Origin of the sequence: Ochrobactrum sp. AP1BH01-1 (genome assembly GCF_018066705.1) — a bacterium.
Lineage (GTDB): Bacteria > Pseudomonadota > Alphaproteobacteria > Rhizobiales > Rhizobiaceae > Brucella.
The window spans coordinates 359559-381243 of record NZ_JAGPOU010000004.1 but is presented as its reverse complement, the minus strand read 5'-3'; the positions used below and the strand labels follow the sequence as shown (position 1 = coordinate 381243).

Below are 21685 nucleotides of genomic sequence, written 5' to 3'. Positions count from 1 at the left end.
AGCCTTAAGGAAATGCCATGAACGACATGCCAGCGAAGGTGCGGCCCGTCGCCACCGTCGAACCGCCCCTTTTTGTTCTCACACTCGATTGCGATGACAAGCCCGGCATCGTGGCCGCCATCACCACGGAACTGGCGGCAATGGGCGGCAACATCGTGGAAAGCAATCAGTTTCGCGACAGACTGACCAATCGCTTTTTCATGCGCATCGCTTTCAGTGCGCCGCCGGGTATGTCGCGGGATGCAGTGGAACATACCTTGAGACCGGCGGGCGAACGCTTCGGCATGAAATTCACTGTCGCCGATGCCAGCCGCAAGCCGAAGATCGTGCTCATGGTTTCCAAATTCGATCACCCCATGCTGCATCTTCTATATCAGATACGGGTCGGCTGGTTGAATGCCGAGGTTGCAGCCATCGTTTCCAACCATGAGGATAGCCGAGCAACGGCGGAAAACGCAGGAATTCCCTATCATTGCTGGAGCGTGAACAAAGAAAACAAGGCGGAGCAGGAAGCACGTCTGCTCGATCTGGTGCGCGAGACTCAAGCCGATCTGGTAGTTCTCGCACGCTATATGCAAGTGCTGTCAGATAACCTTTCAAATCGTCTGTTCGGCAAGATCATCAACATTCACCATTCTTTCCTGCCATCCTTCAAGGGCGCGAAACCCTATCATCAGGCCTTTGAGCGTGGGGTGAAACTGATTGGTGCGACCGCGCATTATGTGACGCCGGACCTCGATGAAGGCCCGATCATCGAGCAGGAAACCGAGCGCGTCACGCATTCCATGAGCGCGGAAGATTTTGTGGCGACGGGGCGCGATATCGAAAGCCGGGTTCTGGCGCGTGCGGTGAAGATGCACCTGGAAAATCGCGTCATGCTCAATGGACACAAGACCGTGGTTTTCGCCCAATAGGACGATGTTTTAAAGCTTCAGTTCCGCGTCTGCGCCCTGTTCTAACAGCCAGTCGCGGAACAGTTCTGCGCCTCGCTTCGGCGGACGCTGAGCGGGCATGACGAGATGGATCGTATCGCCGGACCGATGAAAAATACGCGCAGCGGGAACCAGACGTCCGGCCCCGACATGATCGTGGACGAGGTGTTTCCAGCCAAGCGCCACGCCTTGTCCCTGCACCGCGGCCTCAATGGAGCTGAGCGCATCCGTAAAGACGAAATCCTGTTCGATGCGCGGGTTCGGTACGCCGGAGCGTTCCAGCCATTCACGCCAGCCGAGCCGTGAGCGGTGACGCTCCTCGAAATGCAACAGCGTATGATCAAGCAGGTCGCCGGCTTCCGCGATCGGTCCATGCTCCTTCAGATAAGCAGGGCTGCATACCGGCCAGACTTCCTCCGTCACGAAAGGCCAGGCGAGGATGCCCGGCCATTCGCCTCTTCCCAGACGCGCTGAAACGTCGATATCCTCTTCGAGCAAGTCCTGATCATCGCGGCTGCTTTCTTCTATGCGCAGCGCCACATCCGGATATTTTTCCTTGAATTTCTTGAGGCGCGGCAAGAGCCATAATTGCACAAAGGATGCTGAGAACGACACGCGGATGATATCGCGGGAGTGTTTCTTGCGCATGGAGGAAATGACCATGTGCAGATGATCGAATGCTTCCTGCGTCTCGCGATAAAGCCTCTGGCCCTCCGCCGTCAGCTCCAGACGGCTGCGCTCGCGCCGGAAAAGCTTCAATCCGGTGGCTTCTTCCAGAAGCTTGATCGTCTTGCTCACCGCTGGCTGGCTGACATTCAGCTCTTCCGCTGCCGCCGTAAAGCTCAGGCGACGGGCGGCCGCCTCGAACACGAAGAGATAATTGGCCGAGGGGATGAGCGAGCGGAGCCTATGCATAATCTGAAGTTATATCTTCCCGGATTTTTTATCAAGCTCACAGCATCACGAACCCTCTGTAATGTAACGCACAAATTGGGACTATCCGGCCGTTTCTTTTGAGCGCTGGCCGTCTCCACAAAACATGACATGGAAGGGAACTTGGAATGCAGACGCATGCGCGCGCGGTTGTCATTGGTGGAGGATGCGTCGGCGCCTCCATTCTTTACGGTCTGGCGAAGAGAGGCTGGTCGGATGTCGTTTTGCTCGAACGTACGCAGCTCACTGCGGGTTCCACATGGCACGCCGCCGGTCTGATCCCTTCCTATGCGCGCAGCATCAATATTGGCCGCATGATCAACAAGTCCATCGAGATTTATGAAGGTTTGGAAGCCGAGACCGGCCAGCACGTCGGCTGGCATAAATGCGGCCAGTTGCGCATTGCCAACACCCGCGACCGACTGGACGAATATAAGAGCTATATGAGCGTCGCCGAAGTGCAGAACGTGCGCGCCGAACTGGTTTCTCCGGCCCGTGCCCGCGAATTGTGGCCGCTGCTCGAAAACAATCACAACATGCTGGGCGCGCTCTATCATCCCGATGACGGCCATATCGCGCCAGCCGATGTTACCATGGCGCTTGCGAAGGGCGCGCGTGACAAGGGCGCCAAGATCTATCTCAACACCCACGTCAACGGTTTTGAGCGCCTGCCCAGCGGCGAGTGGAAGGTGAAAACCAATAATGGCGATATCATCTGCGAGCACGTCATTTCGGCGACCGGCAATTATGCGCGCCAGACCGGCGCAATGCTGGGGCTTGATATTCCGGCAATCCCGATCGTTCATCAATATTGGATCACCGATGCCGTACCGGAAGTAATCGCACGCAAGCGTCAGGGGCTTCCGGAAATGCCGATCCTCCGCGACGAAGGTTTTGAAGGCTATCTGCGCGAGGAAGGCGACGGTCTGATGTTCGGCCCTTACGAGAAGACGGAACATCTCAAGCTTTTTGCCGAAAACGGCGTGCCGGAATGGTTCGGTGCCGATCTTCTGGAAGAGGATTTCGACTCTGTTTCATGGAATTGGGAACAGGCCATGGAGCTGGTTCCGGCGCTCGGCCGCGTCGGCATCAAGGCCAATGTGCGCGGGCCATTCCAGATGACTGCCGATGAATTGCCGCTGGTCGGTCCAGCCTGGGGGCTGGAAAATGTCTGGCTTGCCGAAGGCGTGCCGGGCGGCATCCTGTGGGGCGGAGCCATTGGGTATTATCTGTCCGAGCGTATTGTTGAGGGCGGCAACAGCATTGATACCTCCGAACTCGATCCGCGTCGTTTCGGCGATTACGCCAACAAGAACTGGACGCGTGAGAAGGTTCGCGAAGCATGGGGTACCCATGCCGAGCAACATTATCCGGGCCAGGATATGCCCGCAGCTCGCCCGCAGAAAACGGCACCGTCCTATGATCGGCTGACGGAACGCGGCGCTGTCTGGGGCTGTCTCAACGGTTGGGAAATGCCGAACTGGTTTGCGCCAAAGGGCGTAGAGGCCAAGGATCAATATAGCTGGTGCTGGACAGAAAAGGGCAAATATGTCGGCGAGGAAGTCGAAGCCGTGCGCAATGCGGTCGGTCTTGTCGAAATGACGCCGATGACCAAATTCGAGGTCAGCGGCCCCGGCGCGGAAGCCTGGCTCGACGGTATTCTGGCCAACCGTCTACCGAAAGTGGGGCGGGTCAATCTTGCCCATCATCTGACCAAAAAGGGCGGCGTGCAGGCGGAATATGTCGTGGGGCGCATGGATGATGACAATTTCTATATGATATCAACACCACGCGCCGAACGCTGGAATTTCGACGACCTGTCGAAGCTGTTGCCGAAGGATGGCAGCGTTACCCTGCGCAACGTGACCAATGATCGTGGCTGTTTCACCATCGTTGGTCCGAAAGCGCGTGAGGTGTTGCAGACGCTGACCGAAATCGATCTTTCGAACGAAGCGTTTCCGTGGTTTGGCATCAAGTCGGGCACGGTTGGCCTTGCAAGCGATGTGCGTCTGCTGCGCGTCAACTATGAAGGCGAACTGGGCTGGGAGCTTTACCATCCGCTGGCCTATCAGCGTCACCTGCTGGAAGCGTTGCTCGCGGCGGGCAAGGAGCATGGCTTACGCCTCATCGGCCTGCACGCGCTGGAATCGCTGCGTCTCGACAAGTCCTATCGCGCCATGTACCGCGACATGAACACCGAGCTTAGTGCTTGGGAAAGTGGCCTCGATCGCTTTATTCGTCTCGAAAAGGGTGACTTCATCGGCAAGCAGGCGCTGGTGGAGGAAAAGGAACGCGGCATCAAGCGCCGTTCCGTCACGCTTGCAGTGGAAACCGATGGCGCCAGCACATTGACCAGCGAAGGCGTCTATCGCGGTGGCAAGCTGGTGGGGCGCGTCACTTCGGGCAGCTATTCCTATACTTTCAAACACGATATTGCGCTGGCCTTGCTGCCGGTCGAGCTTGGTGTGCCCGGCACGGAACTGGAAATCCCGGTTCTTGGTGAAATGCGAAAAGCCCGCGTGATTGAAGAATCTCCCTATGATCCTGAAGCCAAGCGTGCCCGCGTTTAACAGGCAGATCATGCAAAGCCGCGTTTCTATTCGAATGAAAGGTTAACCTCATGAAGGCCGTTGTCGCAGTGAAACGGGTTGTCGATTACAACGTGAAGATCCGTGTGAAGGGTGATGGTTCGGGGGTTGAGCTTTCGAACGTGAAGATGTCGATGAACCCTTTTGACGAGATCGCGGTTGAAGAGGCGATCCGTTTGAAGGAAGCGGGCAAGGTGACGGAAATCGTCGCGGTTTCGGTTGGCCCGGCACAGGCGCAGGAAACCCTGCGCACCGCACTCGCCATGGGTGCGGACCGCGCCATTCTGGTCAAGACGGATGAAACGGTGGAGCCGCTTGGCGTCGCCAAGGTTTTGAAGGGTGTGGTCGAGGCGGAAAAGCCGGATCTCGTCTTCCTCGGCAAGCAGGCGATTGACGATGATGCCAATCAGACCGGCCAGATGCTGTCGGCGCTGCTTGGCTGGAGCCAGGCGACCTTTGCTTCCAAGGTGGAACTGGGTGACGGTTCGGCCAAGGTCACGCGTGAAGTCGATGGCGGTCTTCAGACCATCGATGTGAAGCTTCCGGCGATTGTCACGGTCGATCTTCGTTTGAACCAGCCGCGCTATGCATCGCTGCCCAATATCATGAAGGCCAAGAAGAAGCCGCTCGACGAGAAGTCGCCTGCCGATTTCGGCGCTGATATTGCGCCGCGTCTGAAAGTGCTGAAGACCGAGGAGCCGGGTGGCCGCAAGGCTGGCGTCAAGGTCGGCTCCGTCGCAGAGCTGGTTGAGAAGCTCAAGGCTGACGGCATCATCTAAGAAATCGGAAGGGACAAGACAAATGGCTATTCTTCTTATTGCCGAACATGACAATGCAACCCTTTCGGACCAGACGGCAAAGGCGCTGACGGCAGCGACCCAGATCGGCGGCGATGTCGATATTCTGGTGGCTGGCAAGGGTGCAAAGGCTGCAGCCGATGCTGCCGCCAAGCTGAAAGGCGTGCGCAAGGTTCTGCTTGCTGAAAGCGATGCGCTGGAAAACCGTCTGGCGGAGCCGACGGCAGCACTGATCGTGGAACTCGCCGCCAATTACGACACGATCATTGCACCAGCCACGACCTCGGCCAAGAACATCCTGCCGCGCGTGGCAGCGCTTCTCGATGTGATGCAGCTCTCCGAAATCATGGAAGTGGTGTCGGCTGATACGTTCAAGCGTCCGATCTATGCAGGCAATGCGATCCAGACGGTGCAGTCTACCGACGCCAAGAAGGTCATCACGGTGCGCACCGCCTCCTTCTCCGCAACGGGCGAAGGCGGTTCGGCTGCGGTTGAAAGCGTCAATGCGGCTGCCGATCCGGCCCTGTCGAGCTTTGTCGGCAATGCACTGTCGGCTTCGGACCGTCCGGAACTGACGTCGGCCAAGATCATCATCTCGGGCGGTCGCGCACTCGGTTCGGCTGAAAAGTTCCAGGAAGTGATCCTGCCGGTTGCCGACAAGCTGGGTGCAGCAGTCGGCGCCAGCCGTGCGGCGGTCGATGCCGGCTATGCGCCGAACGACTGGCAGGTTGGCCAGACGGGCAAGGTGGTTGCGCCGGAGCTTTACATCGCTGTCGGCATCTCGGGCGCGATCCAGCATCTGGCTGGCATGAAGGACTCACGCGTCATCGTCGCCATCAACAAGGATGAGGAAGCGCCGATCTTCCAGGTTGCCGATTATGGCCTCGTTGGCGATCTCTTTACTGTCCTGCCGGAACTGCAGAAAACCTTCTGACATTTTGAATTGCGTCGCGGCGGGCTGCATTATTTGCACCCTCAATGTTGGTGGAATGTCATCAGCGCATGGAAGAAAGCCAACCCGACGCTCTCCGACGGCATTCGCTGCCGAAGGTAAAGCAACAACGACGCCAGGACGAGCACTCGCAAGAACACCACCTGCATGGCGAACGGCGATGGGTGATAACACGCGAGGCTATCTGGGTGGTTGCGCCAGCCACCGATGACACCGTTGCGAGGCCGGTGGAATGTTCCCGAAAGCGGGAGCCAGCTTTCATGGAGTGATTATTTGCGGAGAAGCAGTATCGCGCCGCCGATGCTGATCCAACGAACAACAACCGTGTCACCAGTCAGTTCCGGGAAAAAATGCCCTGCCCTCCGGCAGGGCGCCGTCAGCATCGTGCCCGATGTCATTGGATGTGCACATTGCCTTCAACTCCGCGCGGGCAATCTTGTTTCACGTTATGCAAAAGGGTCGTATTCTGCGGTGTGAGCAGGAGCCCTAGGCGCAATGCCGTTACTGTTTGCGGCCTGATGCGGCTCGATATCATGGCGTTTGAGATACCGTTGATGAGCCAGACGAGCGGATAGTTCGCTGAGATACGCATGGTCTCTCAATCCGCTTTCGTAGAGCATGATGATGCAAGACGCCAGTTCGGATGCGGAGTAGTCCTGGTCGCTTTCTTCAAGCATAATTGCAGCGTTGCCAAAGCAGCTGCGCATGAAGTTGACTTCAAGCGGATTGTAAATGCGACTTGCTTCATTAAAAAACGGCATGTCGGCCTCCCTTCTCGGGCAAAATTTGCCTGAAACGAAGCCCCCAACAACCACGAAGAAAGAGGACAATGGGCGCAATTCACTGTAAAGACAAGTCACAAAGGACGGTTCGTCCAAATTAATACTCAGCCGGGCGGCTGGCGAAACGAGCGAGGCCGCGATTGCATTTACCAACCGACCAGGACGCACTTCTTGTCGCCGCTGCGGCGTTGCTCTTGAAAATCGGACCGTTAGCCTTCCCGCTATCCGCGATAATTCTACATCATAGGCTGTGGGCAGGCATCTAGACAGTCTCGGTGAGGCTATCCCGCATGGCCCGTAGAATGATGATTGCCGAAGCCGCTCCGGGATCGACATGTCCAAGCGAGCGCTCGCCCAAGCGGGCAGCACGGCCCCTTGCAGCCACCATCGAGCGGGTTGAATCCGCGCCCTTCTCCGCTGCTTCGAGAATTCCGTTCCACATTTCCAGACCGCTCAGACCGTGCGCTCGTGCGTCGACCGCCGTTTCCATCGCCGGTATCCATGCATCCAGCATGGTTTTATCGCCGCGTTGTCCTTTCCCACGGTCCTGAATGCCTCGTGTCATCGCCTCGACGATGGCGACTTGGCCCTCGGCGTCGAGGCTTTCGCGCGGTTTCAATGCTTTGGAGGCGTGACGGAATGCTGTTGCATAGAGAGGCCCCGTCGAAGCGCCTACGGCATCGAGAAAAGCGGAGGCGGCTGTAGCGAAAATCTCCGAAGGAAGTGTTTGCTCCAGATCAACTTTGGCAAGCGCGCTGTTGATCGCCGAAAAGCCCAACACCATGGTGATGCCGTGATCCGCATCGCCAATTGCTCCGTCGAGATCGGAAAGCCATTCTTTTTCCTCCTTTATCGAAAAGGCGATGAGCTGGAACATTCGACTTAGACGACGCGCTGCAGTTTCCTGCATTTGTACCTCCCAGATAATCTGGAATTCATGAAACCGCCGGAGGCGGCATTAATCAGTTGACCCGAAGAAAAGCCGTATCGCAAGGATGCGACAAGAGATCGGACAATTCCTGGTCGAGATGCATGACGGATATGGATGCCCCGTTCATGTCCAGCGATGTGCAGTAGTGCCCGACCCAATTGGCTTCGATTGTTATTTGCTTGGCGCTCAGGCGCTGTTCGACGCGTCTAAACAGGATGTAGAGTTCCATCAGGGGCGTTGAACCGAACGAGTTCACGAGCACCGCGACCCGGTCTCCGGGCGATGCGTTCATTTCACTGAAAATCCGGTCCATGATGTGATCGACGATCGCATCGGCTGGCATCATCTTCTCGCGAACGACTCCGCGTTCGCCATGAATACCCATGCCGATTTCCATTTCTTCCGCGCCGATTTCGAAATTGTGGCGCCGTGTCTGGGGCAGCGAACAGGGTTCCAGCGCGACGCCCATCGTAAAGGTCCGCCGATTGGCTTTGCGTGTCACCGCCTCGCATGCCTCAAGCGACATGCCGCGATCACAGGCTGCGCCGGCCGCCTTGAAAATGAAGAAGTTTCCCGCGACACCGCGCCGACCGTCGCGATCCTCTATGGGGGAAGACGATATGTCGTCCGTCGTCAGAACGGTACGTGTGGGGATGTCGGCTTCCTGTGCCATTTCCGCCGCCATTTCGAAATTCATGACATCGCCGACATAGTTGCCGTAAACGAAGAGGACTCCTTCGCCGCCGGAAACGGCTTTCGCACATTCGAGGATGGGAACAGGGGGAGGCGAGGAAAAGACATTGCCGATAGCCACGGCATCGGCAAGCCCCTTGCCAACATAGCCCAGAAAGCACGGTTCATGCCCCGATCCACCGCCAATCACCAGCCCCACTTTTCCCGGTCGAGGGCCGTTGCGCGCAACGAGCGCGCGCTTCGATCCGTTGATCGGGGCGAGATAGGATCGGTGTGCTCTGGTGGCACCATCAAGCATCTCCTCGACGACATCGTCGGGACTGTTCAGAAATTTCTTGATGTGGGTGCGATAATGGCTGGGCACGTTGGCTGCCGGTTCCGCACGAAGTTTCTGGGAAAGCTTGCTGTCGATCTCAGTCACGCCGTCCGCGTTGAGAATACCGCGCCCTGTCGCGGCATCGGTAATCAGGACGTTGATATAACCGCCGCGCAAAGCCGCAAGAATCGCCGGCACCTTGTCAAAACCACCCGCAACGGCGATACGCATGTCGATGTCTCGCAGCCTGTCGAGCGTGATGCCGATGGTCCTGTCGTCAAGCGGGCCGGACACGGGATGTCCATAAGAATCGATGAAGCGCCCGGCTACGACGCCGACGGCATTCTTGGCCAGATATTCCTGTATCGAGACGTTCTCAAAAAAGCCGCTGGTATGAATTGTGGAATTGGGTCGCAGCGAAGAAATGCCGAACAGCGCTTTATTCGCATTATCAAGAGCCTGGAACTGCTCTACGATAATCGGCTCCCCGATCAGCGCCGTTTTTACATCCGGGCTGGATACGATGGCTGGCGCGGTGATATTGACGAGGTGCGCATTCGTTGCCCGTGCCATGGCTGCCGCACACAGTTCGGGAGTGTAAGTGAAACTGGCGCGCGTTCCGCCTGTCGCCTGTACGACCGTGACATCCTGCAAATTGGATATGCGGGTATTTTCGGCAATGGCGAGGACTGTTCGTCCCCAGGCGACGGCGAGCGTGTCTCCAGATTTCAGGAGCTTGGCTACTGCCTGTGCCGCCGCCGTTCCGAGCCGATCGATAAGTGTCTGCGCGCCGTCATCATTGGGCACGACAAGACAGTCGCTCAATCCGAAATGACGTTTGAGTTCCTGTGCGATGGCAAGGGAACCGAGGCGGGCAGGTTCGATCGAGATGTTGACGATGCCGCGACTGCGGGCATCTGCGAGATAGCTGTTTACAGTAGCTCGCGAAATCCCCATGATTTCCGCGATCTCGCCCTGTGTGCGTCCGTCTTCATAGTACAGCCAACAAGCCCATACGTAAGGATCGTCGCCGTAGCGCAGCGGAATGCCGTCGGTCGGTTCCACCTGTCCAGTCTTGCTTGCGGTTGCTTTTCCGTTTGACGCCATCTTGTCTGCACTGACCCCTGTGTTTCCTTCTAGAGCATTTCCAGCAAAAGTGCGAAGCGGTTTTGCGTTGGATAATGCGTAAAAACAAAAAATAGAGCGGTTCTACTGGTTCCATTTTAACTGGAACCGCTCTATCTGCCGGTTGTCTTGCAATACAATGTTTTTGTTGGCGTTCTGTCACGAAGCTGGCAGACCCGGTTTCTGACGATGCGCCGGGGCTGCCTGTTTGTCGAGGATCCCTACTGTAACCGTGCCCGCGCGCCGTCGGAAAACTCCTTGAGAATAATGGCGCAGGATGTCGCCCCCGCATCCAGAACCCCCAGCGATCTTTCGCCAAGACGGCTGGCGCGACCGATCTTCGCCACCAGATCAATCGTGGAGTCACGGCCTTTCTCAGCGGCCGCGACCAGAGCTTCGAGAGCCTCGGCAAAGCTCTTTCCGGCAGCGGTGGCTTCATCGAATGCCTCGACGGCGGGCACGAGCGCGTCCAGCAAGGTTTTGTCACCGACTTTGGCAGAGCCGATTGACTGAATGCCTTCAAGCCCCGCGTGAAGCATGCGGCTGAACGCAGCCGCGTCTATATTGTCGATGCCGTCGATTTTTTCGGCGAATTCGGTGAACATCACGCCATAAAGCGGCCCCATCGAGCCGCCGATCTCGGTCATGAGTACGGTGCCGAGCGTGTCAAGTGAAGCGGCCAGAGACTCGTTCTTTCCCTTCAGGCGTTCGGCGGCCATATTGAAACCCTTGGCCATGTTGACGCCGTGGTCACCGTCACCGATTTTCCCGTCGATTTCGCTGAGATAGGCGCGGTTTTCGACAATCCTGTCGGCCATTGCCAGCACGATGTCTCCGGCTGTTGCGTTATTGAGTGTTTGCACAGGTCTCTTCCTTACAGAATGGCGGTGCACTGCACTTCGACGTCGAGCAGTTCTTTCAACTCGCTGTCCAGCGCCATGACCGTCAGCGTTGCACCGACCATTTCGAGCGAGGTGAAGTAATTGCCGATATAAGTGCGATGGATTGTCAACCCGCGTGCACGGATTTCGGATTCGATCGTGTCGTTGAGAATATAAAGCTCGTTAAGCGGCGTTGCGCCAAGACCCGAAATAAGGACGGCAACTTCGGTTCCTTCCGCCAGCCCATGATCGTCCAGCACGATCTGGCACATATCTTTTGCGACTTCGGCTGCGGGCTTGAGCGGTTCCACGCGCACGCCGGGCTCGCCGTGATGGCCGATGCCGACTTCCATCGTTCCCGGTGCGATTTCGAAATTCGGGTGGCCGACTGCGGGCAGGGTACATGGTCCAAGCCCAACGCCAATCGAGCGACAGTTATCGATCGCCCGCTGCGCCGTGGCGCGAACTTCCTCAAGCGTGGCTCCGGTTGCCGCTTTTGCGCCGCCAACTTTCCACATGAAAATCTCGCCGGCGACGCCGCGCCGTTTTTCGCGCTCATCGGCTGGAGCTGAGCAAACATCGTCATTTGCAACAACCGTCGCAACGTCGATTCCGTCCTTGGCGGCCAGCTTGGTCGCCATCTTCACATTCATGTTGTCGCCAGCGTAATTGCCATAGAGGACGACCACGCCCTTGCCGCCGTTCGCTTCACGTATGGCGTCGTGAAAGCTCTTGGCGGTTGGCGAGGAAAACAGTTCGCCAACGGCTACCGCGTCGAGCATGTTCTTGCCCGTATAGCCGATGAAGGCCGGTTCATGCCCTGAACCGCCACCCGTAACGACACCGACCTTGCCGGTGATGGGGGCGTTTTTCGCGACGATCACACGTGGATTGTCCGCAAGTCGAACGATGTCGGAATGAGCTTTGACAAAGCCCTTCACGGTGTCTTCGACGACCTCGTCCGGATTGTTGATGAAGCGCTGCATGGTATCTCCTGTAAGATGAATGAGCGCTGGGCTCAAAGAATAGTGTAGCCGCCATCGATCAGAAGATCGGCGCCTGTGATCATGTCGGCTCCGGCAGATGCGAGGAAGACGGCTGCTGCGGCGATCTCTTCGGGATAGGCAAAACGGCCTGCTGGAATGCGCTTCTTTGCGGCTTCGCCCTTTTCACCGGCCCAGGCCTTCTTGCCGAGCTCGGTGAGCACGATGGTCGGGGAAAGCGTGTTGACGCATATGCCATGTTTGCCCCACTCGGCTGCAAATGTCTTCGACATGCCGATGACGCCGAACTTGGACGCGCAATAGGCGACGTGTTCTTCAATAGCGACAGTTCCCGCCTGAGAGGCGAGATTGATGATCTTGCCACCTTTGCCGGCGGCGATCATGGCGCGGCCCACAGCCTGGGTGACGAGAAAGCTTCCCTTCAGATTGATGGCGATCGTCTTGTCCCAGTCATCAAGCGAAATATCTTCGGCAGGAGCCAGATAGACGACACCGGCGCTGTTGACCGCAATGTCGATCGCACCGAACTGGTCCTTGACCGCCGCGATTGCGTCATTGACCGACTGCTGGCTGGAGACGTCACAAACGAACGGTTTTGCGTTTTCGCCGAGTTCTTCGGCCTTGGCTTTGGCGATGTCGGCGCTGATGTCGAGCACTGCGACTTTGGCGCCTTTGGCGATGAAAGCTCTGGATATTGCCGCACCGATGCCGGAGGCACCTCCAGTCACGATGGCGACTTTTCCGGTGAGCGGGAAGTTCAGGTCAATTTGGGGAGCTTGTTCGGACATTTTTGCCTCGGGAGTCTGGATTGTGAGCCTGACGGCCCGCCACCCTTTATGATTTTCATCAAGGGTGGCGGGCCGCCAAGACAGCTTTACTTGCGGCTTTCCAGGAGCTTGTCGACGTTTTGAGCGGTCACCGGCGTCCATGGAACATTGTAGTTCTTGTCCTTGCCGTCATTGAACGGCATATCCGGATATTGGGCCCAGATATCGGACTGAGGCTTGTAGTCGCCCTTCTTGGCGTGGAAGATCGCAAGATCGAGCGCGCCTTGCGCCTGCGCATTGGCATCCTGCAGAATGGAGGTCATCGTACCTTCCTTGACGGCATGGAGCGCATCGGTAATGCCATCGATGCCAGCGATTGCGAAATCACCGACCTTGAGGTTGGCGGCCTTGATCGCTTCGATGGCTCCGAGCGCCATCTCATCGTTCTGGCCGATCACGCCATTGATCTGGCCGGGATGCGCCGTCAGCCAGTTCTCCATAAGGGTCTGGGCTTCCGCGCGGGACCAGTTCGCAGTCTGGTCTTCAAGAACCTTCACGTCGGGGCATTCGGCCAGCGCCTTCTTGTTGCCTTCCAGACGGGAAATCTGCGCGGACTGGCCGATTGGACCTTCAAGAATGACGACATTGCCCTTGCAGCCGATCTTGTCGAGCACGTCCTTGGCTTCCATATAACCCGAAACCGTATCGTCGGAGCCGACATAGGCCGCGAGCAGATCGGAGTTGACGCGGGTGTTCGATCCCACGACCGGAATGTCGGCGTCACTGGCAGCCTGAACGGCGGTCGCGCCCGCCTCGATATCGATCGGAACGAAGATGATCGCATCGAATTTCTGCGTAATCATCGTGTTGAACTGTTCCTGCTGAACCAGCGCATCATAACGGCCGTCGAATACGGTCAGTTCAACCTCGCCGTTCTTGACTGCCGGATGCTTCTTCAGGGCTTCCGACCAGACCTGCATGAACTCGGCGTTCAATCCGTAAGGGGCGGCCCCGATCTTCAGCTTCTTGTCCTGCGCGAGCGATGGGGTGGCGATCAGTGCAGACGCCGTAGCGAGCGCGATCAATAGTTTTTTCATTGCAATCTCCTCCGTGTTGATTTGGCTACCGATCGGTAAGCCGTTCCTATAAAAATTGAGGTCTGGGGCTCTCAGACGCTCTGGTTGCGTTTCTGGTCGAGCATGACCGCGCCTACGATGAGCGCTCCCTTCAAAACCTGCTGGTAGTAGGATTGGATGCCCATCAGATCGAGACCGTTGTTCATGACGCCGATGATAAGCGCGCCGATGAGCGTTCCGGTGATGCGGCCGACGCCGCCGGACAGGCTGGTGCCGCCAATGACGACCGCCGCGATGGCATCGAGTTCATAACTGATACCCGCTTGCGGAAGGGCAGAGCCGGTGCGGGCGGACAGGATCATGCCCGCGAGGCCAGCCAGTCCACCGGATATGACATAGACCGAGAAGCGCACCCGTGAGATGTTGATCCCAGAGGTATTTGCGGCGTGGGGGTTACCGCCAACGGCGTAAATATAGCGTCCGAACCGCGAGCGGTTCAGAATCCACCATGAGACTAGAAACACGATTGCGAGGAGAATGACCGGCACGGGAATGCCCAATATGTTGCCGGTTCCGATCCAGCGGAAATCCGGAACAAGAGCGGGCACGGGCTTGCCGCCGCCATAGATGAGCGTCAGGCCGCGCGCCGCGGAAAGCATACCCAGCGTTGCTACGAAGGCGGGAACCGCAAACCGCGAGACGATCGTGCCGACAAGCGCGCCGCAACCGATACCCACCAGCAGGCCGATGGGAATGGCTATGAACGGCGAATATGGAGCGCCAGCAATGCCAGCCGTCGCCGACGTGGTTGCTAGGCTGGCGCTGACAATACCGGCCAATGCGACCACAGAGCCAACGGACAGATCGATGCCGCGCGTCAGAATGACGAAGGTCATGCCGATGGCGAGAATGCCGTTGATGGAGGTCTGGAGCAGAACGTTGGAAATATTGCCCGCTGTCAGGAAATATTCGTTGGAGAACGAAAGGATCGTGGCCAGAAGCAGGAAGGCGATGAATATGCCGTATTCCTGAATGACCAGCCTGCGGCGTTCGGAGCCAAACCAGCTTGCTGATGAATTGTTCTTTGTGGTGGACACTGTTCTACCTCTCCAGAACCGGCCGCAACGGCTGTCGCAGGCGACGGTTCCCTCTCCTTGCTCTTAAACGAAACGCGGTGCTTTCCCGGTCAGTCTTCATGTCGAAAGATGCACCAGCGACTGCGCGTCCGTTTCCGCCCTGCGATAAATGCCGACCGATTGTCCGCCGCGCATGACCATGATGCGGTCGGACATGCCGAGAACTTCATCGATCTCGGAAGAGACCATCACGACGGTTCCACCTTCGGCGGCAAATTCGCAGATGACGCGGTAAATTTCCTGTTTTGCACCAACATCGACGCCGCGCGTTGGTTCATCGAGCAGCAGAACGCGCGGCTTTCGCAGGAACCATTTTCCCAGTACGACCTTCTGCTGGTTGCCGCCGGAAAGACCGGAAACGGCCATCGTGTCATGCGCGACCTTGATCCTGAAGCGCTCGATCATTTCCCTGCTGGCGGATGATTCCTCGCGTCGGTTCATTGCAAAATGCGGGCTCATCTCGGGCAGGCTGGCAAGGCAGATATTGTTGCGAACGCTGTCGCCAAGATTGAGACCGGTGAGCTTGCGGTCTTCCGTCACGAAGGCCAGCCCGACCGCCATGGCGTCCGAGGGGCGGCGAATGGTGATCGGCTCGCCTTCAAGCCGGATTGCGCCCTCAGAGGTGTTATCCAGCCCAAAAAGGCAGTTGAATATTTCCGAGCGGCCCGACCCCATCAATCCGTAGATGCCGAAAATCTCGCCCTTGTGCGCAGTAAAGGAGATATCGGTTATCTTGCCGGGCGCGGTTAGGCCGGAGACCTCGATGCCCGGAATTTCTGTCGGCGCGTTCGTTTTGATGTATTCGTCGCCCAATTCCCGTCCGACGATCAAACGGATCAATTCCGCGCGGGTGATGCCATCGAGGTTGCCGCTGTCGATATAGCTGCCGTCGCGAAACACGGTATAGGTATCGGCAATCTGAAAAATCTCCGACAAGCGATGCGAGACATAGACGATGCCTTTACCGCTCGCCTTCAGGCGTTCGATTGCGGCAAAGAGCTGCTGCGCTTCTTTTTCGCCAATGGCCGAGGTCGGTTCGTCCATGAAAATGACTTCGGCGTCGTGACTGAGCGCCTTGGCGATCTCCACCAACTGAATCTGGGCAACGGACAGATTCATCATGAACTGATTGGCGCGAATTTTGAATTCGAGCTGGTCGAGAAGCTTTTGAGCGTTCCGGTTCATCGTCCTGAAATCGATGCCGCCGAAACGGCGGAGCGGTTCTCTGCCAAGATAGATGTTTTCCGCCACGGTCATGTGCGGGACAGGGCTCAGTTCCTGCTCGATGATCGCTATGCCGGCCTGCAACGCTTCCGCAGGGCTGGAATAGGTGACCTCTTTCCCGCGCCGCCGGATATGTCCGTCATCGCGGGCGTGAATGCCCATCAGGATCTTTAGAAAGGTGGATTTGCCCGCGCCGTTGCCGCCGCAAAGTGCATGCACCGAGCCGGCGCGCAATTGCAGCCGTCCGTTCCGCAAGGCGGCAACGCCGCCAAAGGACTTTTTCAGTCCCTCCACATCAAGCAGAAGTTCCAATGCATTTCCTCCGCTGGCGCCAGTAGTCCTGTCGCCGGTTTCGACGGTCGAGCCGCCGTTTTGACAATATTCGATAAATGATCGACAAATGTCAACCTATCGTGTAAGGAGGATGAAAAAGAAAAGAGCAGTCTCGATCACGAGCGCGACCGAGCACGGGAAGGGGAGAAAATGCATTTTTTATTCAACGACTTAGTGCAGCCTTACATCTCGATCGGCTTCTAGCCGCCGCTCGCCCCGTGATCGTGTTGTTAGCAAAGCAACTCTGTTTTTGAGAAGATTTCGGCGTTTAAGGGAAATGTGTTGACAACAGACAGAACTGTCTGACAAATGTCAAAAAGAAGCGGCGACCTTCAAACTATCACCTGTCAGGAGGCGGCAGAGTTTGAAGAGCAACAGATGCTTCGATAGTGGGAGGATGGACGTGTCATCGAACAGCCTGGATCGACAGACGCTATTTCTGGCGTTGATCAACGTTGCAGTTCTGGCGGCGGGCGGCTTTCTGGCCGGTTCAAATTTTATGGACAGCTATAATCTGCAATCGATGGCGTCACAGGTTCCCGAATTGGGGCTTCTGGCCTTCGGTGTCATGCTGGCGATGATTTCGGGTAATGGTGGTATCGATCTCTCAGGCATTGCGCTGGCAAATCTATCCGGCATCGTCGCGTTCCTGCTGGCGCGCCATTATGTTTCGGCTGCCGATGCGCCTCTGCTTTTCTCATGGGTGTTCGCCGGCCTGGCGCTTGTCGTGGGGTCGATTGGCGGTGTCATCAACGGGATTGTGATTGCCTATGCGCGCCTGACGCCGTTGATCGCAACGCTCGGAACCCAGCTTCTCTTTACGGGAATCGCCGTCTTCTTGACCAACGGCTCCGCCATCAGCATGGGTTTTATCGAGCCGCTCGATAACTTCGGCAACATGCCCGTCCTTGGCGTTCCAATGTGTTTTGCGCTGTTTATCGCTATTGCTTTGGCGCTATCCTTCTTGCTGAAATACACACCTTTTGGCGTGAAACTGATGCTGCTCGGCAGCAATGCCAAGGCGGCTCGCTATGGCGGTATCAACGAGAAGCGCATGCTTCTCATTACCTATACGCTGTGCGGCCTTCTGGCGTCAGTCGCGGGGATCATCATTGCTGCGCGCAACTCTTCAGTGAAGTGGGATTATGGCGGGTCTTACGTTCTGATCGCGATCCTGATTGCCGTTTTGGGCGGTGTGAAGCCAGAGGGCGGCTACGGGAAGATACTCTGCGTGCTTCTGGCTGCTACGGCCCTGCAAATCCTCTCAAGCCTGTTCAATTTCATGAACATTTCGAATTTCTTCCGCGACCTTGCCTGGGGGCTTCTGCTGCTTGCGCTTCTCGCATCGGCACGCATGCACTTCAGCTATTGGCTGCGGCCAAGAAGGCAATAGCGACAACGCCGACGGCTCCGGGATGAAGCCGCCGGCCGAGAACCAAAAAAACAATCTGCTTATATTAATGGAGGAGTCATATGAGCATGTTTTCCAAACTGATAGCTGGCACGATGCTTGCCGGAACAGTCATGGCGGGCGCCGCATTCGCGGCGGACAAGCCAACCATTGTGACAGTGGTCAAGGTTACCGGTGAAAACTGGTTTACCCGCATGAACGAGGGGGTCGATGCTTATGGCAAGGACAATGCCAATGTGAGCACCAGCCAGGTTGGCCCGGCAAAGGCGGATGCTGCGCAGCAGACCCGCATCATCGAAGATCTTGTCGCCAAGAATGTATCGGCGATTGCCGTTGTGCCGATGGACCCTTCTGCGCTGGAAGGCGTACTGCGCCGCGCTTCACAGCGGGGCATAAAGGTCATCACTCATGAGGGCGATAGCCTGGTGAATACCGATGTCGATATCGAAGCCTTCGACAACAAGGCATTCGGCGCACGCATCAATGAAAAGCTTGCTGAATGTATGGGAAAATCTGGCAGGTGGACATCGTTCGTGGGATCGCTTGGAAGCCTCACGCATAACCAGTGGGTCGATGCGGGTGCAGAGAACGCCAAGAAGTATCCGGACATGGAACTGGTGGCAGAAAAGAACGAATCGTTCAACGACGCCAACCGCGCCTATGAAAAGGCCAAGGAAATTCTCCGCAAATATCCGGATATCAAGGGCTTCCAGGGATCGTCCGCAATCGACGTGATCGGCATCGGCCGTGCAGTCGAGGAAGCGGGGCTGCAGGACAAGACCTGTGTGTATGGTCTGGGGCTTCCGAAGGATACCGGGCCGTATCTCGAAAGCGGTGCTGTAGACCAGATATTTTTCTGGGATCCGAAGGATGCTGGCTATGTCATGAACAAGGTCTCCGATCTCGTCCTGAAGGGCGAGGAGATCAAGGACGGCATGGATTTGGGCGTGCCGGGCTACGAGAAGATGACCGTGATCAAGGGACCGGGCAAGGGCATCATTATCCAGGGGCAGGCCTGGGTTGATGCAGACAAGTCCAACTATAAGAACTTCCCGTTCTGACCGCAAAGTAACGCGCCAAGCTGACTTTCAGGGCCGCCCAGCACCACAGCGGCCCTGAAGGACCTTATCCGGGAGTTTCAGGAAATCGCCATGCTTGCCACCGAAAGTACGACACATTCTGCGCCACCGTTTCTCGAGGTCAGAAACGTCAGGAAATCATTTGGTGGCGTGAGGGCACTGAAAGACGTCAGCCTGACCATCGAAGCCGGACAAATCTACCACCTGATGGGAGAGAATGGTTGCGGCAAAAGCACTCTGATAAAAATCCTCTCAGGCGCGCAGCCAGCCGATGAGGGGCAGATACTGATCGACGGCGAAGTGGCCGGCGCACGGGCTGGCGATCTCGGTGCGATCGGAGCGCTTCGTGCGGGGATAGAAACCGTTTATCAGGATTTGTCGCTGCTTCCCAATCTATCCGTGGCAGAAAACGTGGCGTTTACCGAACAGCTCGTTGAAGCTTCAGGCCGCCTTGCCCGCCGATTGAATATTTCCCTGTTGAACGAAACAGCGCGGCGCGCCCTTTCCGAAGTGCATCTGCCGACGGACAATGCGTTTCTTTCGCGTCGGACCGACACGCTGCCGCTAGCGACCCGCCAGTTGATCGCCATTGCACGGGCAGTCGCTTCGGAAGCACGTCTTGTCATCATGGACGAACCGACGACATCGCTTACCCGGCAGGAAGTTGAAAATCTGCTGCATGTTGTTGAGCGCCTGCGCAGCAAGGGTGTCGCGGTCCTGTTCGTCACCCATAAGCTCGACGAATGCAAATCGCTTGGCGGGCGTGCCATCATCATGCGCGACGGGCTCAAGGTCGCCGAGCTTGATGTCGCCTCGCACAGCAAGGCGGAGTTCAGTCACTGGATGACCGGCCGCGAAATCAGCGAAACGCGCTATCGCATCGATCCAAAACTGGGCGACGTCATGCTCGAAGTCGAAAAATTGGGCGATGGCAAAGCATTCCGGAATGTTTCTTTCACACTCCGAAAAGGAGAAATCCTGGGTATTACGGGCCTGCTGGATTCCGGCCGCAACGAGCTTGCACTTGCTCTTGCTGGCGTCAAAACCGCATCGACCGGAAAGGTGCGCTTGAACGGACAGGAGATTGCACCGCAGTCGACCGCGCAGGCCATTGAATACGGGATCGGTTATGTGCCGGAGGACCGCCTGACCGAAGGTCTTTTCCTCGAGAAACCGATTCAGGACAACATCACCCTTCCGATCCTCGATCGGTTGCGCAATGCGCTCGGTGTGATAAGCGCCCGGCGTGCGCGTCGCGTTGCCGAGCAACGCGTCGCCGACCTGCAGATCGTCGCGCCGGATGTAACCATACCGGTTCAATCCCTTTCCGGTGGCAATCAGCAGCGCGTCCTGATCGGTCGATGGCTGACGATCAACCCCCAGCTTCTGATCCTGCATGGACCGACCGTGGGTGTCGATGTCGGTTCGAAAGACACGATTTTCCGTATCATCCAGCGTCTGGCCGATGACGGCATGGGCGTCATCATCATCAGCGATGATTTGCCGGAGCTTTTGCAGAACTGTGACCGCATTCTCGTCATGCGTCAGGGCCGTATCGTCGCTACGCATGCTGCCGAGGGCCTCAGCGAAGATGCCATCTACCAATCCATGGCCAGCACGTCGAAGGAGGTGGCACAATGACCGAGATCGCATCTGCCACTGTTGCTGATAAGAGCCAGCGCGGCATTGGGTCGCGTCTTTGGGATCTGTTGGGTCGTCGACCCGAAATCTTCACACTGCTTCTGATCATTGTGACCTGTCTGGTGGTTATCGGTGCCAATCCCGATTTCCTGCAGATGAGCAATATCGTGGATATTCTACGCGCTTCAGTCGTGCGTGGACTGTTCGCGATGGGCGTGCTGGTTGTGCTCGCTTCGGGCGGGATCGACGTTTCGTTCACGGCGATTGCAGCCTTCGTGATGTATGCGCTTACCATGCTGGTAACGAACTGGTTCCCTGAAATGCCGATGACGATCATTCTGATCCTCGCGGCATTGGGCGGGGCGGCATTTGGCGCGTTGAACGGCCTGCTTGTTCAGAAACTGCAAGCGCCTTCGCTGATCGTCACCATCGGAACCCAATATGTGATCCGCAGTTTTCTGCTGACCTTCGTCGGAACCGCTTTGTTCATGAATATTCCGGTAGCGATGGACGCGTTCGGCAAAGCGTCGCTTTTTACGCATCACGCATCGAACGGTGTCGTTTCGGTTCTACCAGCAACTGTTCTGGTTCTCGTTGCCGCCGCTCTCGTGACCTGGTTCATTCTTGAACGGACATTGATGGGGCGGGCAATCTTCGCTGTTGGCGGCAATCCAGGCATAGCCGAACGCCTTGGCATCAACCTTTTCCGCGTGCGTATTTTCGTCTTCGCCTATGCGGGTCTTCTGGCCGGTATTGCGGGTGTGGTTCACGTCTCAAGCAATCGCTTGGCCAACCCTTTTGATCTGGCCGGCATGGAACTTGAAATCATCGCCGCCGTCGTTCTGGGGGGCGCGAGGATTACGGGTGGCTCAGGTTCGGTGATCGGAACGCTGCTGGGCGTGCTTCTGATCACGATCGTCAGCAATGTGCTGATTTTCGTTGGGATTCCAAGCACCCTCCAGCTTGCCATTGTGGGTATTTTCATCCTGCTTGCCGGTACGATCTTCGCATTGCGCAATCGCAGCTGATATTAAATTGGCCACGCTTTTGCGTCATCGCACAGGCGCGGCCTCACGCATTCTCT

At 57.1% G+C, this 21685-nt stretch carries 18 protein-coding genes; 8 read left to right on the top strand and 10 right to left on the bottom strand.

The window, feature by feature from the left end:
* Window positions 1-17 precede the first annotated feature (17 nt).
* Window positions 18-914, top strand: coding sequence for a formyltetrahydrofolate deformylase (purU, locus tag J9800_RS16610; RefSeq protein ID WP_114217440.1), 897 nt, complete (start codon window positions 18-20; stop codon window positions 912-914).
* 9 nt (window positions 915-923) lie between these two features.
* Here the strand turns inward: purU and J9800_RS16605 are convergent, their stop codons facing one another.
* Window positions 924-1847 (bottom strand): LysR substrate-binding domain-containing protein, encoded by a 924-nt coding sequence (locus tag J9800_RS16605; RefSeq protein WP_114217439.1) that lies wholly within the window; start codon window positions 1845-1847, stop codon window positions 924-926.
* Between the two features lie 146 nt (window positions 1848-1993).
* Between J9800_RS16605 and J9800_RS16600 the strand changes: the two genes are divergently transcribed.
* The 3 genes from J9800_RS16600 to J9800_RS16590 are packed head-to-tail and all read left to right on the top strand — an operon-like array spanning window position 1994 to window position 6184.
* Entirely contained in the window at window positions 1994-4435 is a 2442-nt protein-coding gene (locus J9800_RS16600) for a GcvT family protein (protein WP_210845886.1), read from the top strand.
* 50 nt (window positions 4436-4485) lie between these two features.
* Window positions 4486-5232: an electron transfer flavoprotein subunit beta/FixA family protein gene (locus J9800_RS16595; protein ID WP_112592851.1), complete on the top strand. Its 747-nt coding sequence runs from the start codon at window positions 4486-4488 to the stop codon at window positions 5230-5232.
* 22 nt (window positions 5233-5254) lie between these two features.
* Window positions 5255-6184, top strand: coding sequence for an electron transfer flavoprotein subunit alpha/FixB family protein (locus J9800_RS16590; protein ID WP_210845885.1), 930 nt, complete (start codon window positions 5255-5257; stop codon window positions 6182-6184).
* Between the two features lie 464 nt (window positions 6185-6648).
* On the opposite strand, the gene J9800_RS16585 is transcribed toward J9800_RS16590, so the two are convergent.
* The 9 genes from J9800_RS16585 to J9800_RS16545 all read right to left on the bottom strand — a co-directional run bounded on the left by J9800_RS16585 (window position 6649) and on the right by J9800_RS16545 (window position 16449).
* Window positions 6649-6963, bottom strand: coding sequence for a hypothetical protein (locus J9800_RS16585; protein WP_114216090.1), 315 nt, complete (start codon window positions 6961-6963; stop codon window positions 6649-6651).
* 283 nt (window positions 6964-7246) lie between these two features.
* The gene (gene dhaL / locus J9800_RS16580; RefSeq protein WP_114216089.1) at window positions 7247-7894 is read right to left on the bottom strand and encodes a dihydroxyacetone kinase subunit DhaL; all 648 of its coding nucleotides are present in this window, start codon (window positions 7892-7894) and stop codon (window positions 7247-7249) included.
* Between the two features lie 52 nt (window positions 7895-7946).
* Complete coding sequence (locus J9800_RS16575; RefSeq protein ID WP_114216088.1) at window positions 7947-10031, bottom strand: bifunctional sugar-binding transcriptional regulator/dihydroxyacetone kinase subunit DhaK; 2085 nt, start codon at window positions 10029-10031, stop codon at window positions 7947-7949.
* A gap of 239 nt (window positions 10032-10270) precedes the next feature.
* Window positions 10271-10912 carry a dihydroxyacetone kinase subunit DhaL gene (gene dhaL, locus J9800_RS16570; RefSeq protein ID WP_114216087.1) on the bottom strand — a complete coding sequence of 214 codons (642 nt, stop codon included), beginning with the start codon at window positions 10910-10912 and terminating at the stop codon, window positions 10271-10273.
* Between the two features lie 11 nt (window positions 10913-10923).
* Window positions 10924-11916 (bottom strand): dihydroxyacetone kinase subunit DhaK, encoded by a 993-nt coding sequence (locus J9800_RS16565; RefSeq protein ID WP_114216086.1) that lies wholly within the window; start codon window positions 11914-11916, stop codon window positions 10924-10926.
* Between the two features lie 32 nt (window positions 11917-11948).
* Window positions 11949-12722: an SDR family oxidoreductase gene (locus J9800_RS16560; protein ID WP_114216085.1), complete on the bottom strand. Its 774-nt coding sequence runs from the start codon at window positions 12720-12722 to the stop codon at window positions 11949-11951.
* A gap of 86 nt (window positions 12723-12808) precedes the next feature.
* Entirely contained in the window at window positions 12809-13798 is a 990-nt protein-coding gene (locus tag J9800_RS16555; RefSeq protein ID WP_114216084.1) for a substrate-binding domain-containing protein, read from the bottom strand.
* Window positions 13799-13869: 71 nt separating this feature from the next.
* Window positions 13870-14874, bottom strand: a complete 1005-nt coding sequence (locus J9800_RS16550) for an ABC transporter permease (protein WP_114216083.1) — start codon at window positions 14872-14874, stop codon at window positions 13870-13872.
* A gap of 96 nt (window positions 14875-14970) precedes the next feature.
* Complete coding sequence (locus tag J9800_RS16545) at window positions 14971-16449, bottom strand: sugar ABC transporter ATP-binding protein (protein ID WP_114216082.1); 1479 nt, start codon at window positions 16447-16449, stop codon at window positions 14971-14973.
* A gap of 424 nt (window positions 16450-16873) precedes the next feature.
* Between J9800_RS16545 and J9800_RS16540 the strand changes: the two genes are divergently transcribed.
* The 4 genes from J9800_RS16540 (at window position 16874) to J9800_RS16525 (ending at window position 21629) form a co-directional block, all read left to right on the top strand.
* Window positions 16874-17863: an ABC transporter permease gene (locus J9800_RS16540; protein WP_114216134.1), complete on the top strand. Its 990-nt coding sequence runs from the start codon at window positions 16874-16876 to the stop codon at window positions 17861-17863.
* Between the two features lie 80 nt (window positions 17864-17943).
* Window positions 17944-18942, top strand: coding sequence for an autoinducer 2 ABC transporter substrate-binding protein (locus J9800_RS16535; RefSeq protein ID WP_114216081.1), 999 nt, complete (start codon window positions 17944-17946; stop codon window positions 18940-18942).
* Between the two features lie 90 nt (window positions 18943-19032).
* Complete coding sequence (locus J9800_RS16530) at window positions 19033-20601, top strand: sugar ABC transporter ATP-binding protein (RefSeq protein ID WP_114216080.1); 1569 nt, start codon at window positions 19033-19035, stop codon at window positions 20599-20601.
* Window positions 20598-21629, top strand: coding sequence for an ABC transporter permease (locus J9800_RS16525; RefSeq protein WP_112586529.1), 1032 nt, complete (start codon window positions 20598-20600; stop codon window positions 21627-21629). The genes J9800_RS16530 and J9800_RS16525 overlap by 4 nt, the downstream gene beginning before the upstream one ends.
* The last annotated feature ends 56 nt before the right edge of the window (window positions 21630-21685 follow it).

What these genes read in the sequence shown, in the direction of transcription:
- purU (WP_114217440.1), top strand. Translation starts at nt 18, where the DNA reads ATGAACGACATGCCAGCGAAGGTGCGGCCCGTCGCCACCGTCGAACCG.
- J9800_RS16605 (WP_114217439.1), bottom strand. Translation starts at nt 1,847, where the DNA reads ATGCATAGGCTCCGCTCGCTCATCCCCTCGGCCAATTATCTCTTCGTG.
- J9800_RS16600 (WP_210845886.1), top strand. Translation starts at nt 1,994, where the DNA reads ATGCAGACGCATGCGCGCGCGGTTGTCATTGGTGGAGGATGCGTCGGC.
- J9800_RS16595 (WP_112592851.1), top strand. Translation starts at nt 4,486, where the DNA reads ATGAAGGCCGTTGTCGCAGTGAAACGGGTTGTCGATTACAACGTGAAG.
- J9800_RS16590 (WP_210845885.1), top strand. Translation starts at nt 5,255, where the DNA reads ATGGCTATTCTTCTTATTGCCGAACATGACAATGCAACCCTTTCGGAC.
- J9800_RS16585 (WP_114216090.1), bottom strand. Translation starts at nt 6,963, where the DNA reads ATGCCGTTTTTTAATGAAGCAAGTCGCATTTACAATCCGCTTGAAGTC.
- dhaL (WP_114216089.1), bottom strand. Translation starts at nt 7,894, where the DNA reads ATGCAGGAAACTGCAGCGCGTCGTCTAAGTCGAATGTTCCAGCTCATC.
- J9800_RS16575 (WP_114216088.1), bottom strand. Translation starts at nt 10,031, where the DNA reads ATGGCGTCAAACGGAAAAGCAACCGCAAGCAAGACTGGACAGGTGGAA.
- J9800_RS16565 (WP_114216086.1), bottom strand. Translation starts at nt 11,916, where the DNA reads ATGCAGCGCTTCATCAACAATCCGGACGAGGTCGTCGAAGACACCGTG.
- J9800_RS16560 (WP_114216085.1), bottom strand. Translation starts at nt 12,722, where the DNA reads ATGTCCGAACAAGCTCCCCAAATTGACCTGAACTTCCCGCTCACCGGA.
- J9800_RS16555 (WP_114216084.1), bottom strand. Translation starts at nt 13,798, where the DNA reads ATGAAAAAACTATTGATCGCGCTCGCTACGGCGTCTGCACTGATCGCC.
- J9800_RS16535 (WP_114216081.1), top strand. Translation starts at nt 17,944, where the DNA reads ATGAGCATGTTTTCCAAACTGATAGCTGGCACGATGCTTGCCGGAACA.
- J9800_RS16530 (WP_114216080.1), top strand. Translation starts at nt 19,033, where the DNA reads ATGCTTGCCACCGAAAGTACGACACATTCTGCGCCACCGTTTCTCGAG.
- J9800_RS16525 (WP_112586529.1), top strand. Translation starts at nt 20,598, where the DNA reads ATGACCGAGATCGCATCTGCCACTGTTGCTGATAAGAGCCAGCGCGGC.